Source organism: Streptomyces sp. NBC_01465, from assembly GCF_036227325.1.
Classification (GTDB): domain Bacteria; phylum Actinomycetota; class Actinomycetes; order Streptomycetales; family Streptomycetaceae; genus Streptomyces.
On sequence record NZ_CP109467.1, the window covers coordinates 2,381,985 to 2,397,453 of the forward strand.

15 protein-coding genes are annotated in these 15,469 nt (G+C 72.2%); 8 read left to right on the top strand and 7 right to left on the bottom strand.

Annotated features, from left to right (window positions below):
• Positions 1-2 precede the first annotated feature (2 nt).
• Entirely contained in the window at positions 3-593 is a 591-nt protein-coding gene (locus OG707_RS10945) for an NADPH-dependent FMN reductase (protein WP_329116927.1), read from the bottom strand.
• Between the two features lie 66 nt (positions 594-659).
• Here OG707_RS10945 and OG707_RS10950 point away from each other — a divergent pair, with 66 nt between their 5' ends.
• Positions 660-1,421 (top strand): aminotransferase class IV, encoded by a 762-nt coding sequence (locus tag OG707_RS10950; RefSeq protein ID WP_329116930.1) that lies wholly within the window; start codon positions 660-662, stop codon positions 1,419-1,421.
• A gap of 16 nt (positions 1,422-1,437) precedes the next feature.
• Here the strand turns inward: OG707_RS10950 and OG707_RS10955 are convergent, their stop codons facing one another.
• From OG707_RS10955 to OG707_RS10980, 6 genes are all read right to left on the bottom strand, one after another.
• Entirely contained in the window at positions 1,438-2,220 is a 783-nt protein-coding gene (locus OG707_RS10955) for a sulfite exporter TauE/SafE family protein (RefSeq protein WP_443071478.1), read from the bottom strand.
• A gap of 43 nt (positions 2,221-2,263) precedes the next feature.
• On the bottom strand, positions 2,264-2,467 hold the full coding sequence (locus OG707_RS10960) for a hypothetical protein (protein ID WP_329116934.1): 204 nt from the start codon (positions 2,465-2,467) through the stop codon (positions 2,264-2,266).
• 31 nt (positions 2,468-2,498) lie between these two features.
• Complete coding sequence (locus tag OG707_RS10965) at positions 2,499-3,887, bottom strand: ferredoxin reductase family protein (RefSeq protein ID WP_329116936.1); 1,389 nt, start codon at positions 3,885-3,887, stop codon at positions 2,499-2,501.
• Between the two features lie 758 nt (positions 3,888-4,645).
• On the bottom strand, positions 4,646-5,290 hold the full coding sequence (locus OG707_RS10970) for a response regulator transcription factor (RefSeq protein WP_329116938.1): 645 nt from the start codon (positions 5,288-5,290) through the stop codon (positions 4,646-4,648).
• A gap of 13 nt (positions 5,291-5,303) precedes the next feature.
• Positions 5,304-6,548: a sensor histidine kinase gene (locus OG707_RS10975; RefSeq protein ID WP_329116940.1), complete on the bottom strand. Its 1,245-nt coding sequence runs from the start codon at positions 6,546-6,548 to the stop codon at positions 5,304-5,306.
• A 10-nt stretch (positions 6,549-6,558) separates the two neighbouring features.
• Positions 6,559-7,191, bottom strand: coding sequence for a sensor domain-containing protein (locus tag OG707_RS10980; RefSeq protein ID WP_329116941.1), 633 nt, complete (start codon positions 7,189-7,191; stop codon positions 6,559-6,561).
• A gap of 182 nt (positions 7,192-7,373) precedes the next feature.
• Here OG707_RS10980 and OG707_RS10985 point away from each other — a divergent pair, with 182 nt between their 5' ends.
• The 7 genes from OG707_RS10985 (at position 7,374) to OG707_RS11015 (ending at position 15,434) form a co-directional block, all read left to right on the top strand.
• Entirely contained in the window at positions 7,374-8,531 is a 1,158-nt protein-coding gene (locus tag OG707_RS10985; protein ID WP_329116943.1) for an NAD(P)/FAD-dependent oxidoreductase, read from the top strand.
• 7 nt (positions 8,532-8,538) lie between these two features.
• Positions 8,539-11,043: a nitrite reductase large subunit NirB gene (gene nirB / locus OG707_RS10990; protein ID WP_329127727.1), complete on the top strand. Its 2,505-nt coding sequence runs from the start codon at positions 8,539-8,541 to the stop codon at positions 11,041-11,043.
• A 53-nt stretch (positions 11,044-11,096) separates the two neighbouring features.
• Positions 11,097-11,363, top strand: a complete 267-nt coding sequence (nirD, locus tag OG707_RS10995; protein ID WP_443071479.1) for a nitrite reductase small subunit NirD — start codon at positions 11,097-11,099, stop codon at positions 11,361-11,363.
• A 111-nt stretch (positions 11,364-11,474) separates the two neighbouring features.
• Positions 11,475-12,941, top strand: coding sequence for an ABC transporter permease (locus tag OG707_RS11000; protein WP_329116947.1), 1,467 nt, complete (start codon positions 11,475-11,477; stop codon positions 12,939-12,941).
• Positions 12,942-12,969: 28 nt separating this feature from the next.
• Positions 12,970-13,662, top strand: a complete 693-nt coding sequence (locus OG707_RS11005) for an ABC transporter ATP-binding protein (RefSeq protein ID WP_329116949.1) — start codon at positions 12,970-12,972, stop codon at positions 13,660-13,662.
• A gap of 145 nt (positions 13,663-13,807) precedes the next feature.
• A complete protein-coding gene (locus OG707_RS11010; protein WP_329116952.1) occupies positions 13,808-14,839 on the top strand; it encodes a LacI family DNA-binding transcriptional regulator in 1,032 nt (343 codons plus the stop codon).
• Between the two features lie 10 nt (positions 14,840-14,849).
• Positions 14,850-15,434 carry a TetR/AcrR family transcriptional regulator gene (locus tag OG707_RS11015; RefSeq protein ID WP_329116954.1) on the top strand — a complete coding sequence of 195 codons (585 nt, stop codon included), beginning with the start codon at positions 14,850-14,852 and terminating at the stop codon, positions 15,432-15,434.
• The last annotated feature ends 35 nt before the right edge of the window (positions 15,435-15,469 follow it).

Sequence of the window (15,469 nt, forward strand, 5' to 3'; positions counted from 1 at the left end):
GCTCAGCCCCCGTACGGACGGACCGACTTGGCGTCGCGCAGCGCGTGCGCCCACCAGGTCAGCTGGTCGAGCTGCACCTTCGCGGCCCCGTTCGGCGCCTCCGGGTCCTTGTGCGTGCCGCCGGCGTCGAAGTGCCCGTGCGCGTTGTGGAAGCTGACCGTCTCGCGGATCGTCACGGTGTGCATCTCGGCGAAGACCTGGCGCAGCTGCTCGACGGCGCGCAGGCCGCCCGAGATCCCTCCGTACGAGACAAAGGCGACCGGCTTGGCCTGCCACTGCGTGAAGTGCCAGTCGACGAGGTTCTTGAGGGAGGCGGGGAAGGAGTGGTTGTACTCGGGGGTGATGACGACGAAGGCCTCGGCGGACTCCAGTTGGGGTGTGACGCGGTCGAGCACGGCGGTGACCTCGGGCGCGGGCTCGTGGGAGAGGGCGGTCGGGAGGTCGACGTCGGCCAGGTCGAGCACGCTGATGTCGAGGTCGTCGTGGAGGCGGGCGCGCTCCAGGTACCAGTCGGCGACGGTGTCCGCGAAGCGGCCGTGGCGGTTGCTGGCGATGATGACGGTGAGCCGCAGGGGCGGTGTGGTGAGGTCCATGCGGAGAGCGTCGTACGTCAACCAAGGTTGAGGTCAAGCGGGCCGTGCGGAACGTACGGTGGCCGTATGCATATCGAGATCGACGGCCGGCCCGTCCCCGCTCAGGACCCGCTCGCCGTCCCGGCGTTCTTCAGTTACGGGCACTTCACCGCGATGCAGGTGCGGGGCGGGCGCGTGCGCGGCCTCGCGCTGCACCTCGCGCGCCTGGACTCCGCGACGCGCGAGCTGTTCGGGGCGGGGATCGACGGCGACCACGTACGGGGACTGGTGCGCGGGGCGCTGGAGCGGGCGGGGGTGCGGGACGCGTCGACGCGCGTGTACGTGTACTGGGCGCCGGACGCGGAGGCGGCGACCCTGGCGGTCACGGTGCGGCCCCCGGCGGTGATGGCGGAGGCGGCGCAGGCCCTGATGCCGGTCCCGTACGAGCGGCCCGTCCCCCACATCAAGCACCTGGGCGGCTTCGCCCAGACCTACTACGGGCGGGCGGCGGTCGCCGCGGGCTTCGACGACGCGCTGCTGACGGGGGCGGGCGGGGTGATCACGGAGGGCTCGATCACCAACATCGCTTTCTGGGACGGGGAGTCGGTGGTCTGGCCGGACGCGCCCGCGCTGCTCGGCATCACGATGGCGCTGCTGGAGCCGCTGCTGCCTTCGGTGCGGCGGCAGGTGACGCTGGGCGGCCTGGGCAGCTACCGGGCGGCGTTCGTCACCAACTCGCAGGGCATCGCGCCGGTGCGGCGGATCGGCCCGACCGAGTTCGCGGTGGACGAGGCGCTGATGAAGACGGTGGCGGGGGTGTACGCGGACGTGCCGTGGGACGCGATCTGAGGGCAGCGGGCTCCGCTCACATCCACTGGTCGAAGGCCAGCTTCGCGACGAGCGAGAAGACCACCACGAGCAGCACGCCGCGTACGAACTCAGCTCCCTTGCGCAGCGCCATGCGCGCGCCGAGCGTGCCGCCCACCAGGTTGAACACCGCCATGATCGCGGCCAGTTCCCACATCACCACGCCCTGGTACGCGAACATCGCGAGCGCGCCCGCGTTCGTGCAGACGTTGACGATCTTGGCGGTCGCCGAGGCCGTCACCAGGTCGAGGTGGAGCACCGCGGTCAGCGCCAGGACGAGGAAGGTGCCGGTGCCGGGGCCGAACAGGCCGTCGTAGAAGCCGATCCCGCCGCCGACGAGCACGATCGCGGTGGCGATACGGGCGCGGGTGACGGGGGTGGTGTCCTGCTGAACCCTGCCGAACGCCGGGCGCAGCATCACGAACGCCGCGACGGCGAGCAGCACCACCATGATCACGGGGCGCAGGACCGCGCTGCTGATGCCCGCCGCGAAGAAGGCCCCGGTCATGGAACCGACGAGGGCCATGAGCCCGATGCGTACCGCCATCTTCACGTCGACGGGCGCCTTGCGCAGGTACGTCGCCGCCGCGCCCGTGGTACCGACGATGGAGACCGCCTTGTTGGTCCCCAGGATGTGCACGGCCTGGACGTGCGGCAGTCCGAGGAGGAGCGAGGGCAGCAGGAGCAGTCCGCCGCCGCCCACCACCGCGTCGATCCAGCCGGCCGCGGCGGCGGCCAGGCAGAGGAGGACGAGGGTGGTCAGGGAGAGGTCGGGCGGCATGAGCATGACCGCGACCCTAGGCAGGAGATACGTGTCCCGTCCATCAATGACCGGATTGTTGAGCGAGATCAGAGGTTCCCGCGGAGGGCGGCGACCGGTCGGGGGCGGGCGGGGCGGCCGGGGTGACGACGGCGGCCAGGACGGAGGCCGCGAGGGCGCTCGTGAGGAGCAGGCCGGCGGCAAGTCGGCGTGAGGAGCGGTCGGTGGGGGCGGCGGGTGGGGCGGGCGGTCTGCGGTGGCGGGCCATGGTGGGGGTGGGCCTCCTCAGCGGGGCTGGCTCAGTGGGGGAACTGCTCGGAGTGGATGCGGTCCTCGGGGACGCCCGCCGTCGTGAGCGCGGTGGTCGCGGCGGCCGCCATGCCGGGCGGGCCGCAGAGGAACACGTCGTGGTCGGCGAGGTCGGGGATCAGGTTGCGGAGGGCCTGGGGTGCGAGGGGGTCGAAGGAGGCGTCGGAGGGGCCGAGGAGGTAGTGGAGGGCGGCTCCGCGTCGGTGGGCGATCTCCTCGAGTTCGTCGCGGAGTACGAGCTGGGCGGCGCTGCGGGCGCGGTAGAGGAGGGTCAGCTCGCCGGGGCCGGCGGGGAGGGTCTCGTACAGGACGCGCATCGGTGTGATCCCGACGCCGCCGGCCAGGAGGAGGACCTTGCGGCGGGTGCGGCGGTGGGCGGTCATCGCGCCGAAGGGGCCCGAGGCCAGGACGCGGGTGCCGGTGCGGAGGCGGCGGATGCGGCGGGTGTGGTTGCCGACGGACTTCACGGTGATGCGCAGGGTGTCGCCGGTGACGGGCGCGGAGAGCGAGAAGGGCAGCGCGGTGTGCCAGATGCGGCGCTGGAGGAAGCGCCAGCGGAAGAACTGGCCTGGTTCTGCCCGGAGTTGGGCGAGACCGATGCCCTGCATGACGACGGAGACCACGTCGGGGGATTCGTGGCGGACGGCGATCACGCGCAGGCTGTGGCGCAGCGCCTGCCGTACGGGGACGACGACCCGGTACCAGAGGAGGAGTACGGCGACGGTGGCGTGCGCCATCGCCCAGAGCCATCGGGAGAGGGCGCTGCTCGCGATGTCGGGACCGACGAGCTGGTGGGCGAAGGCGAGGGCGGCGCCGACGTACGTGAGGAAGTGGACGGCGCGCCAGACCTCGTGGGGCAGCCGTACGCGGATCCGGCGGGCCGAGGTGATGCCCGCGGAGGCGATGAGGACGGTGCCGGCGAGGGCGGCCGCGATACCGGCGTACCCGAGGAGGCCGACGGCGGCGGTGAGGAGGTCGGTGCCGGTGTGGGCGGTGTAGGCGCAGAGGGCGAGGACGGCGTGCCCGGCGCAGAGGGAGAGGACGTACCGTCCGCCGAAGGCGTGCCACCGGGCGAGCCGGTCGGCGCCGACGCCGTGCTCGACGGCGGGGACGCGGGCCATGAGGAAGAGCATGACGAGAACGCCGTACCCGGCAAGAAGCCCGGAGAGATGCGCCCCGGAGGCGAAAAGGGCATCGAGCCGGGCGGAGGCGTCGACTTGCAGCCCCCAGAGGGCACACACCCCGAAGGCCCCGGCGGCGATCCCGCCGCGCAGGGCGCGGGGGGCGAGGCGGAGGGGCGGGGCGGGCGGCGCGGGCTGCGGCTGAGGGCGCGCCCCGAACGCGGCGCGTTGGACGACATGCGCGCGGTCGGGTGCCACTTGCGAGCCCGCAGCAGCCGCCGGCGCGGCGTGCACGGATCGCGCGCCCGCGAACACGGGCTGCGGACCGTAAGGAAACTGCGCAGGCCGCGGAGGCAGCCCCAGTTGCTCCGCGGACGGCGCATGGTGCCCGCCTTGCGGAGCGGGTCCGACGCGATCCGGACCGAGCGGCGCGGGCCCGGCGGTGCGCGCACCGTCCGGCGCGGGCCCCGCAAAGTGCACACCGTCCGGCGCGGATTCGGCGCGATACGCAGATTCAGCGCAGTGCGAGCTGAACGGCACGGGTCCGTCGGTGTGCGCGCCGATCCGCGCAGGCTCGGCGCCGTGCGTGCCGTCCCGCGCCGGCTGCGCATCGTGCGCGATCTCCGCGGGCTGTGGTCGCAGTCCTGCGTGCTCCACGCGTTGCGCGTCGGTCGATACCGTCCGCGGGCTGGCCCCCACTCGGGATGCCGCCCACTTCGCCCGCGCGCCCCGCACCCGTGCCCCCCACGCCGTGAGCCCGCGGCGGGGCCGCGGCCTGGCGTGTGGGCGTGGGGGGATCCGTATGCCGGCGCTCGCCTCGGCCGTCGCACCCGTCTGCTGCAAGTACGCAGCCAGAGCAGGGTGGGTGGCGTGGTGCTGGTCCGGGGCCTCTGTGGTCACAGGTAGCGAATCTAGGCGCACACCCCGCCGCTAACGCCCTGGTCAGAAGGGTCCGGGCGATCCTTAAGGCGCCCTTGAGGAGCGGCTCAGCAGTGGTTAATCCAGGCCCGCGGCCCTCACGCCTCCAAGTACCGCAGCACCGCCAGCACCCTCCGGTGCCCGCCCTCCGACTGCGGCAGGTCCAGCTTCGCGAAGATGTTCGCGATGTGCTTCTCCACCGCCCGCTCCGATACGACGAAGCCCTCCGCGATCGACTGGTTCGTACGCCCCTGCGCCATCAGCCCCAGCACCTCCCGCTCGCGCGGCGTCAGCGCGTCCAGCGCGGACGCCCGCCTGCTCGCGCCGAAGAGCTGGGCGACCACCTCCGGGTCGAGCGCGGTGCCGCCCGCCGCGACCCGTTGCAGTGCCTCGACGAACTCGCCGATGTCCACGACCCGTTCCTTGAGCAGATAGCCGACGCCCGCCCCGCCGTCGCCCAGCAGCTGGGCCGCGTACCGCGTCTCCACGTACTGGGAGAAGATCAGCACGCCCACCCCCGGCGACGAGGCACGGATCTCGACCGCCGCCCGCAGCCCTTCGTCCGTGTGGCCCGGCGGCAGCCTGATGTCGATCACGGCCGCGTCCGGGCGGTGTTCGGCGACCGCCGCGAGCAGCGACTCCGCGTCGCCGACCGCCGCGGCGACCTCCACTCCGCGCAGGGCGAGGAGCTGCACGAGCCCGTCCCGCAGGATCGCCGAGTCCTCTGCGATGACGACGCGCATGGTGACAATTCCTTCAGCGGTACGGGAGTTCGACACTCACCACCGTAGGCCCTCCGGCCGGGCTGTCGCAGGTCAACGTGCCGTCCACCGTACGGACCCGGGCCAGCAGCCCCGTCAGCCCGCTGCCCCCGCCGACCACCGCTCCCCCGCGCCCGTCGTCGCTCACCGAGAGCCGCAGCCCGTTCTCGTACGGCCGCACCCTCACCTCCGCCCCGGCCGCCCCGCTGTGCTTGGCCGCGTTGGCGAGGAGCTCGGCCGTACAGAAGTACGCGATCGACTCCAGGGCGGGGGACGGGCGTTGGGGAAGGTCGACCGTGACCGCGACCGGGAGCGCGATGTCCGCGGCGAGCGTGGCGAGCGCCGTGTCGAGGCCCTGGTCGAGGACCGGCGGGTGGATGCCCTTGACCAGGTGGCGCAGGTCGGCGACGGCTTGCTGGGCGTTGGACCGGGCGGTGGCGACGACTTCGAGGAGGCGCTCGCGGTCGGCGTCGGCCGCGATCAGTTCGCCGATCATCGCGAGGTGCATGCCCAGGCCGACGAGGCGCGCCTGGGTGCCGTCGTGGAGGTCGCGTTCGATCCGGCGGAGCGTCGCGGCGGCGTCGTCGACGGCCTGGGCGCGGGTCTCCTCCAGGGTGTGGATACGTCGGGCGGCGGCGTCCGGGCCGAGGAGCCCGGCCAGCAGCAGACGGTGCGGGACGAGGGACCAGCGGACCAGGCGGGGAGCGAGCCAGAGGAGCAGCACACCAGCCGCGACCACGGCCAACCACCGTGGCCAGGAGTCGAGTTCGACTCCCCCGATCTCCAAGGAGACATGACGCGTAGAGCCGTCGGGCTCCCGGACCGTGATGTAGTTCCAGCGCTTGAGGAGCGGATGCAGGACGAACATCACCCCGTACGCGTACCCCACCACCACGGCCGCCAGCGGCGGGACCGCGGTCAGCGGCGCTGCCAGCGCGCAGCCCACGGCCCGCCATCCGGCCCGGTCGCCGAGCACGGCCCGCCGCCAGCCGAAGGCGCCCGTACCGCCTCCGGGGTGCGGCGGCGCATCGATCCGTACGTCCAACAGCGCCCGCAGCAGGGCCCGTTGGAGGTCCCCGAGCGCCAGCGCCCCGCGCACGGTCAGCGCGAGCAGCCACGGCCCGAGCGGTGTCACGCTGAGCGCGCCCCCGGCCAGCAGCCCGCACAGGACCAGCACCAGGCCCGTCAGGGCGAGGGGCAGGGCCAGGGCCGCGTAGAGGAGGGCGCGCAGGGTTCGCATGGGGTTCAACCTAGAGCTGGTGGATCAGCGGGATCGAGAAGAGGGCGCAGACGGCGGCGATCGCCAGTGCCAGACCGGTGGTCCGGAGGAGGCCGGTCCGGTCCGTACCGAGGAAGCCCTTCACGAGGCGGGTCTGCAGCGCGGTGAACCCCTTCATCACCCAGGGCGTGAGCAGGAGGAACCCGATCCCGCCGCACGCCGCGTGCAGCGCCCACGCCCCGGCCATCGTGGGGCCGCCCCAGGAGCCGGAGGGGTCGTTGTCGGGCCGCAGCGGGTAGCCGAGGTTGATCACCACGACCAGCCAGAAGAAGCCGGAGAACGCGACCGCGACGAGGTTCAGCGGGGCGCTGATCAGCGCGTGGACCAGCGCGAGCGGTCCGGTGCGCGCGGGCTCTTCGACCTGTACGCCGAGGAGCCGCCGGGCCAGTCCGCGCTGGATGCGGCCCGCAGGTCCGCCGACCAGGGCGAGCGGGATGCAGAGGAGGCCGACGGGGAGTGCGAGGACGATGTACGCCAGCCGGAGCCAGGTCTCGGCGCGGAACGGCTCGCGCAGGATCACGCGAGCGAGAGCGCGGGCCCGGGCGCCGGTCCGGCCGGCTGCGGGGCGGGCGGTGCGGGTGAGGGGCTGCTGTGTGAGGTCCATGCGTCCAGGCTCCCGCCGGCACGGCTCCCGATCGATCGTGCCTCCACGGAAGTCGGGGGTTCGGTTTACCCCACCCCCGCACCCGGCCCTCACACCGCGCCCCCGCCCGCGCTGAGCGCAACGTCCCCCGCGGGAAACGGAAGGGATCCGGACGGGTAACACCGGGCCCGCAGGCTGCGGACATGAGCAAGGACATCGTGGTGATCGGGAGCGGGACCGCCGGCTCCCGGCTGGCCCGGCAGCTGGGTACGGAGGTCACCGTACTCGGCGAGGAGCCGCACGCCCCGTACAACCGGGTGCTGCTCGCCGAGGTCCTGGCCGGCCGGTACGGGGCGGACGCCATCACGCAGCCCGCCGTCCCCGTACGGCGCGGAGTGCGCGTCGTCCGGATCGACCGCGCGGACCGGGTCGTCCAGTGCGACGACGGGTCCGCGATCCCCTACGGCACCCTGGTCCTCGCCACCGGATCGAACCCGGTGCTGCCCCCACTGCGCGGCCTGGGCAATGAACTCCCCGACGGCGTCCACCCGTTCCGTACGCTCGACGACTGCGTCGCCCTGTCGGAGGCGGTCCGCCCCGGCACCCGCGCCGTCGTCATCGGCGGCGGCCTCCTCGGCGTCTCGGCCGCCCGCGCGCTGGCCCTGCGCGGCGCCCAGGTGGTCCTCGCCCAGCAGGGCGAGCGCCTCATGGAGCGCCAACTCGACGTCTCCGCCTCCGACTTGCTCCGTACGCACCTCACCGACCTCGGCGTCGAGGTGCACACCGAGTGCCACGTCCGAGGCCTGCGCGGCCGGGACGTCGAGCTCGCCGACGGCTACGTCCTCACCTCCGACCTCACCGTCCTGGCCTGCGGCGCCCGCCCCCGCACTGGACTCGCCCGCGCCGCTGGGCTCGACGTGCGCAAGGGCATCGTCGTCGACGACGAGCTGCGCACCTCCGACCCCCGCATCCACGCCGTCGGCGACTGCGCCGAGCACAACGGCCAGGTGTACGGACTCGCGGGCCCGGCCGTCGAACAGGCCGACGTGCTCGCCGAGTTGCTGTCGGGGCGGCCCGCCGCCTACACCGGCACCCGCGCCCTCACCCGCCTCACCCTCAACGGTCCTGGCCCCCTCGATCTCGCCGCCTTCGGCGAGACCACCCCGCTCCCCGGCGACGACGTGGTCGCCCTCGCCGACGCCACCCGCGGCGCGTACCGCAAGGTCGTCGTCCGCGGGGACCGCCTCGTCGGCGGCGTACTCCTCGGCGATCTCACCTCCGTCGGTGAGCTCGCCCGCACCTGGGAGGGCGACGAGCCGCTCCCCTCCACCCCGCTGGTCCACCTGCTTGGAGGCTCCTGACATGCCGATGCCCACACCTACGATCGTGGTCGTCGGCCACGGAATGGTCGGCCAGCGCTTCCTGGAGGCGCTCGTCGAGCGCGGCCTGACCTCGACCTGCCGGGTGGTGGTGCTCTGCGAGGAGCCGCGTCCGGCGTACGACCGGGTCAAGCTGACCTCGTACTTCTCGGGCTCGACGCCCGCCGAACTCTCCCTCGTCGAGGGCGACTTCATGGCGGCGAACAACATCGAGCTGCACCTCGGCGACCCGGCCACCGCCGTCGACCGCACCGCCCGCACCGTCACCGCCCGCTCCGGCCAGGTCTTCACGTACGACACGCTCGTGCTCGCCACCGGCTCCTACCCCTTCGTCCCGCCCGTCCCCGGCAAGGACGCCACGGGCTGCTTCGTGTACCGCACCATCGAGGACCTGCTGGCCATCGAGGAGTACGCGAAGACCGCCCGCACCGGCGCGGTCGTCGGCGGCGGCCTGCTCGGCCTGGAGGCGGCGGGCGCGCTCAAGGGGCTCGGACTCGACACGCACATCGTGGAGTTCGCACCCCGGCTGATGCCCGTCCAGATCGACGAGGGCGGCGGCGCGGCCCTGCTCCGTACGATCGAGAACATGGGGCTGGCCGTCCACACGGGCGTCGGCACCCAGGCCGTCACCACCGACGCCGCCGGCGCGGTCAGCGGCATGGAGCTGAGCGACGGCTCCACGGTCGCCGCCGACCTCGTCGTCTTCTCGGCGGGCGTCCGGCCCCGTGACCAACTTGCCCGCGAATGCGGTCTGTTGGTGGGCGAGCGCGGCGGAATCAAGGTCGACGAGCAGTGCCGTACCTCCGACCCCGCCGTCTTCGCGATCGGTGAGTGCGCGCTCGCGGCCGACGGCCGGGTCTACGGCCTGGTCGCCCCCGGCTACGAGATGGCCGAGACGGCCGCCGACACGATCGCGGAGAAGGAGAACGCCTTCAACGGGGCCGACCTCTCCACCAAGCTCAAGCTCCTCGGCGTCGACGTCGCCTCCTTCGGCGACGCGCACGGCTCCGCCGAAGGCTGCCTGGACGTCGTCTACTCCGACTCCCGCTCCGGCATCTACAAGAAGCTGGTCGTCTCCCCCGAAGGCGCCCTGCTCGGTGGTGTGCTGGTCGGCGACGCGGATTCGTACGCGCTCCTGCGCCCCCTCACCGGATCGATCCCGCCCGTCGCCCCCGAGCAGCTCATCGCCCCCGCCGGCAGCGGCCCGGTCGCGCTCGGCCCCGACGCGCTGCCCGCCGACGCCGTCATCTGCTCCTGCCACAACGTCACCAAGCACGCGATCCAGGAGTGCACGACCCTCCCCGAGGTGAAGAAGTGCACCAAGGCCGGTACGGGCTGCGGGAGTTGCGTCAAGCTCATCGGCCAGCTGCTGCCCGCCACCGGCGACAAGGGGCTCTGCGGCTGCTTCCCGTACACCCGCAGCGAGCTGTACGAGATCGTGCGCACGCTCGGCCTCACCTCGTTCGCGGCCGTCCTCGACTCCCACGGCCGGGAGGGCGCCCGCGGCGGCGACGGCTGCGAGATCTGCAAGCCGACCATCGGCTCCATCCTCGCGAGCCTCGGCAACGGGCACATCCTCGACGGCGAGCAGGGCGCCCTGCAGGACACCAACGACCACTTCCTGGCGAACATGCAGCGCAACGGCTCGTACTCGATCGTGCCGCGCATCCCCGGCGGGGAGATCACCCCGGAGAAGCTGATCGTGATCGGCGAGGTGGCCCGCGACTTCGGCCTCTACACGAAGATCACCGGCGGCCAGCGCATCGACCTCTTCGGCGCGCGCGTCGAGCAACTCCCCCTCATCTGGACCCGGTTGGTGGACGCGGGCTTCGAGTCCGGGCACGCGTACGGCAAGGCCCTGCGGACGGTGAAGTCGTGCGTCGGGCAGACCTGGTGCCGCTACGGCGTCCAGGACTCGGTCCGTATGGCCATCGACCTGGAGCTCCGCTACCGCGGGCTGCGCGCACCCCACAAGCTGAAGTCGGCGGTCTCCGGATGCGGCCGCGAATGCGCGGAGGCCCAGTCCAAGGACTTCGGGATCATCGCGACCGCCAACGGCTGGAACCTCTACGTCGGCGGCAACGGCGGCGCGACCCCGCGCCACGCGGACCTCCTCGCCCAGGACCTCTCGGACGCCGAGCTGGTCCGGCTCATCGACCGCTTCCTGATGTTCTACATCCGCACCGCGGACCGCCTGGAGCGCACCGCGACCTGGCTGGAGCGCTTGGAAGGCGGCCTCGACCATCTGCGCGACGTCGTCGTGCACGACTCGCTCGGCCTCTGCGACGAGCTGGAAGCGATGATGCAGGCCCATGTCGCGAACTACCGCGACGAGTGGTCGGACACCATCAACGACCCCGAGCGCCTGCGCCGCTTCGTCTCCTTCGTCAACGCCCCCGACACCCCCGACCCGTCGGTCGCCTTCGTCCCCGAGCGCGACCAGATCAAGCCCGACCTGACGATCCTCACCCTCGAAGGGACGCGCACACTGTGACGCTCCAACTCCTCCTCGACGGCGGCTGGTTCACCGTCTGCGAGCAGTCCGACATGATCCCGGGCCGCGGTGTCGCGGCGCTGCTCCCCGACGGCAGGCAGGCCGCGCTCTTCCTGGACCGCACGTCACGTCCGTACGCAATCGGCAACCGCGACCCCTTCACCGGGGCGCACGTCCTGTCGCGCGGACTGATCGGCACCCACGAGGGCCGCACCTTCGTCGCGTCCCCGCTCCTCAAGCAGCGCTTCGACCTGGAGACGGGTGCCTGTCTGGACGACGAGGAGGTCTCGGTCCCGGTCTTCGCGGTGCGTGCCCTCTGACGTCCGCATTCTTATGCGGCTCACAACCTCCCCTCAGGAACCACGAAGCGTCCGTCCCTAGCGTCAGCCTCACCACCCCGTCCCCATGGGGCTACAACGGCGAGGAACCGGATGTTTCTGATCTATCTCAGGCGTGAGCTGAGCCGGCGCAAGAAGGCCGCCCTGGTGATCTCCATGGGCCTGGCGCTGGGTATCGCGCTGGTCATCACCGTCACCTCGGTGTCGGCGGGCATGAAGCAGGCACAGACGCAGGTGCTGAAGTCCCTGTACGGCATCGGCACCGACATGACGGTCACCAAGGCGGCCGAGGCGCCGTCGAGCAGCAGCAGCGGCCGTCCCAAGTTCAACTTCGACGCCCAGTCGAACGACAGCAGCAAGTCGCAGAGCTCCGACCGGGTCATGACCGCGGGCGGCCAGACCCTGGCCTCCACCAAGGTCGCGGCGGTCGCGAAGCAGACCGGCGTGGAGAACGCGGTCGGCGCGCTCAGCCTCAACGTGATGAAGGTCGACGGCACCTTCACGCAGGGCAAGGCGAAGTCCACCACCTCGGGCGGCACCGGCCAGGGCGGTCAGGGCGGCGGCGGAGAAGGCGGCGGCCAGCCCGGCGTCCAGGGCGGCGGCGCCTCCTTCGACGTCAACAGCTACACGGTGTACGGCGTGGACACGGCCAACCTGACCCTCGGCCCGCTCTCCTCCTCGAAGGTCACCACGGGCACCACCTTCACCAGCGCCCAGTCGAACGCCAAGGTGGCGGTCGTCGACTCCTCGTACGCCAAGGAGAAGTCGCTGAAGGTCGGCTCCACGGTCACCATCAAGTCCGTGAAGTACAAGGTCATCGGTGTCTCGACGGCCACCAGCGGCGACTCGGCCGCCAACATCTACATCCCGCTGAAGCAGGCGCAGACCCTCGCCTCCTCCGCGAACAAGGTCTCGACGATCTACGTCAAGGCGACCGACTCGCAGCAGATCTCGGCCGTCAAGAAGACCATCCAGAAGAACATCTCGGGTACGACGGTCACCACGTCGGCCGACCTGGCGAAGACGGTCTCGGGCTCGCTCTCGACCGCCACCAAGCTCGCCACCAGCGTCGGCAAGTGGCTCTCCATCGCCGTCCTGCTCGCGGCCTTCCTGGTCGCGGCGCTGCTCACCTCCTCGGCGGTCAGCCGCCGGGTGCGCGAGTTCGGCACGCTCAAGGCGCTCGGCTGGAAGAGCGGCAAGGTCACCCGTCAGGTGGTCGGCGAGTCCTTCGTCAACGGCCTGATCGGCGGCGGCCTCGGCATCGCGCTGGGTCTCGGGGCGGCGTACGTCGTGACCGCGATCAGCCCGACGATGACGGCCGAGCTCGGCTCCACCACCTCCGACTCGGGCGGCGGCCCCGGCGGTGGCGGCATGGGCGGCGGCCCGGGTCAGCAGGCGGCGTCCAAGGCCATCGAGGTCGCCCTCTCCGCCCCGGTCTCGGTCACCACCATCGCCCTCGCGGCGGGTCTCGCGATCGCGGGCGGTCTGATCGCCGGCGGCTTCGGCGGCTGGCGCGCGTCCCGGATGCGCCCGGCGGACGCGCTCCGCAGCGTCGCGTAACTCACCACCCCCACCAGGAGCAACTCCCATGTACAAGCTCACCGGCGTCTCCAAGCAGTACTCGCGGGGCAAGGAGACCGTCCACGCCCTGCGCGGCATCGACCTGGTCATCGAGGACGGCGACCAGCTCGTCATCCAGGGCCCCACGGGCGGCGGCAAGTCCACGCTGCTGCAGATGATCGGCGCCCTGGACCGGCCGACGTCGGGCAGCGTCGAGCTCGACGGTGTGGACCTGGCCGGGCTCAGCGAGGCCAAGCTCACCAAGGTGCGCTCGGAGAAGATCGGCATCATCTTCCAGAGCTTCAACCTCATCCCCACGCTCACCGCCCAGGAGAACGTGGAGACAGCCCTGGTCCCGATGGGCGTCAAGCCCGCCGAGCGCCGCGAGCGGGCGGCCGAGGCGCTGCGCTCGGTGGGTCTGGGCGAGCGTCTGCACCACGCGCCCTCGGAGCTCTCCGGCGGCCAGCAGCAGCGTGTGGCGATCGCCCGCGCGCTGGTCAAGAAGCCGAAGGTCCTCCTCGCCGACGAGCCCACGGGCAACCTCGACGAGGGCACCAGGGACGACATCATGAACGTCCTCAACACGATGTGCCGTGAGCACGGGCTGACCTTCATCATGGTCACCCACGACTCCGCCCTGGCCGCCAAGGCCCCGCGCCTGGCGACCATCAAGGCCGGCGAGGTCACGGTCACCGAGCAGGCGCAGCAGGTCAGTCACTGATCTCTCCCCGTCCCCGAAGAGCCGGTCCGTGTCCTCAGCGCGGACCGGCTCTTCGGCGTACGCGACCGAAATGCCGGACGCCGCCCTGCGTAAGCTCTGGAAGATTCCCGGCAGGCGTGCGGGGGTGAAGGGGGAAGGTGGGGAAATGGGCAAGGTGACGATCACCGACATCGCACGGGCGGCCGGGGTCTCGGTACCGACCGTGTCCCGCGTGGTCAACGGCCGCTCGGACGTGTCGCCGCAGACCAGGGCGAGGATCGAGGACCTGCTGCGGGAGCACGGCTACCGCAGGCGGCCACAGGCGTCCGGCAACCGGGCAGCCCTGGTCGACCTGGTCTTCAACGACCTGGACAGTCCCTGGGCGGTCGAGATCATCCGGGGCGTGGAGGAGGTCGCGCACGCGGCCGGCGTCGGCACGGTGGTGTCCGCGATCCACGACCGGGCCGGCTCCGCACAGCAGTGGATGAAAAATCTCCGGGCGCGTGCGTCGGACGGCGTCATCCTGGTGACATCGGTCCTCGAACCAGGGATGCACGAGGAGCTGCACCGGCTCGGCGTACCGCTCGTGGTGATCGATCCCGCCGGCTCGCCGACGCTGGACGCCCCGACGGTCGGCGCCACCAACTGGGCGGGCGGAATGGCCGCGACGGAGCATCTCATCGCGCTCGGCCACCGCAGGATCGGGTTCGTCGCGGGCCCGCCCCGGCTGCTGTGCTCGCGCGCCCGCCTGGACGGATACCGGGCCGCGCTGGAGGGTGCGGGGATCGCGGTCGACGATGCGCTGATCGTGCAGGGCGACTTCTACCACGCGTCCGGATTCGCGGGCGCGGAACAGCTGTTGGCGCTGGCCGAGCCGCCGACCGCGCTCTTCGCCTCCAGCGACCAGATGGCGCTCGGCGCGATCGAGGCGCTGCGCCGCCGGGGCCTGCGGGTGCCGGAGGACCTGAGCGTGGTGGGCTTCGACGACTTGCCCGAGGTGCGCTGGTCCGCGCCGCCGCTGACGACCGTGCGCCAGCCGCTGTCCGAGATGGGCAAGGTCGCCGCCCGTACGGTCATGAGGCTGGCCAGGGGCGAGGAACTCGACTCCCCGCGCGTGGAGTTGGCGACGGAGCTGGTCCTGCGGGCGAGCACGGCACCACACTCCCCCAACTTGACCGACCGTTCCAATATCGCCTAAGGTCATTCCCGTGGCCAGGACCAAGGAATTCGATCCGGACGCCGCGCTGCAGTCGGCCCTCGAGCTGTTCTGGCAGCGCGGGTACGAGGCGACGTCGATGGCGGACCTCGTCGAACACCTCGGCATCGGCCGCGCCAGCATCTACGCGACCTTCGGCAACAAGCACGAGCTCTACCTCAAGGCCCTCGACCGCTACGGCGAGATGCGCGACCCGCAGCTGATCGCCGAGCTGTCGCAGCCGGGCCCCGCCCTGCCCCAGGTGCGTTCCATGTTCCGGCGGTTCGCAGCCGAGTCCATGGCCGACACCTCACGCCTCGCGGGCTGCCTGGTCAGCAACACGGCCGCCGAACTGGGCCCCCACGACGCCGCCTGCGCCCGCCGCGTCGAGCGCAGCTGGGACCACCTGGAGACCCTGCTGCACGCGGCGCTGGCCAGGGCGCAGGCCCAGGGGGAGCTGCCCGCCGACCGCGACCCGCGCGCCATCGCCCGGATGCTCCTGGTCCTGGCACAGGGCCAGCGGATCGTCGGCAAGGCCTCGTCCGACCCGGCCCGGGTCCGCGACGCGACCGAGCAGGCACTGGCCCTGCTGGACTGACCCCGTCTCTTTTTCTTTGACCCCACACCACGGCC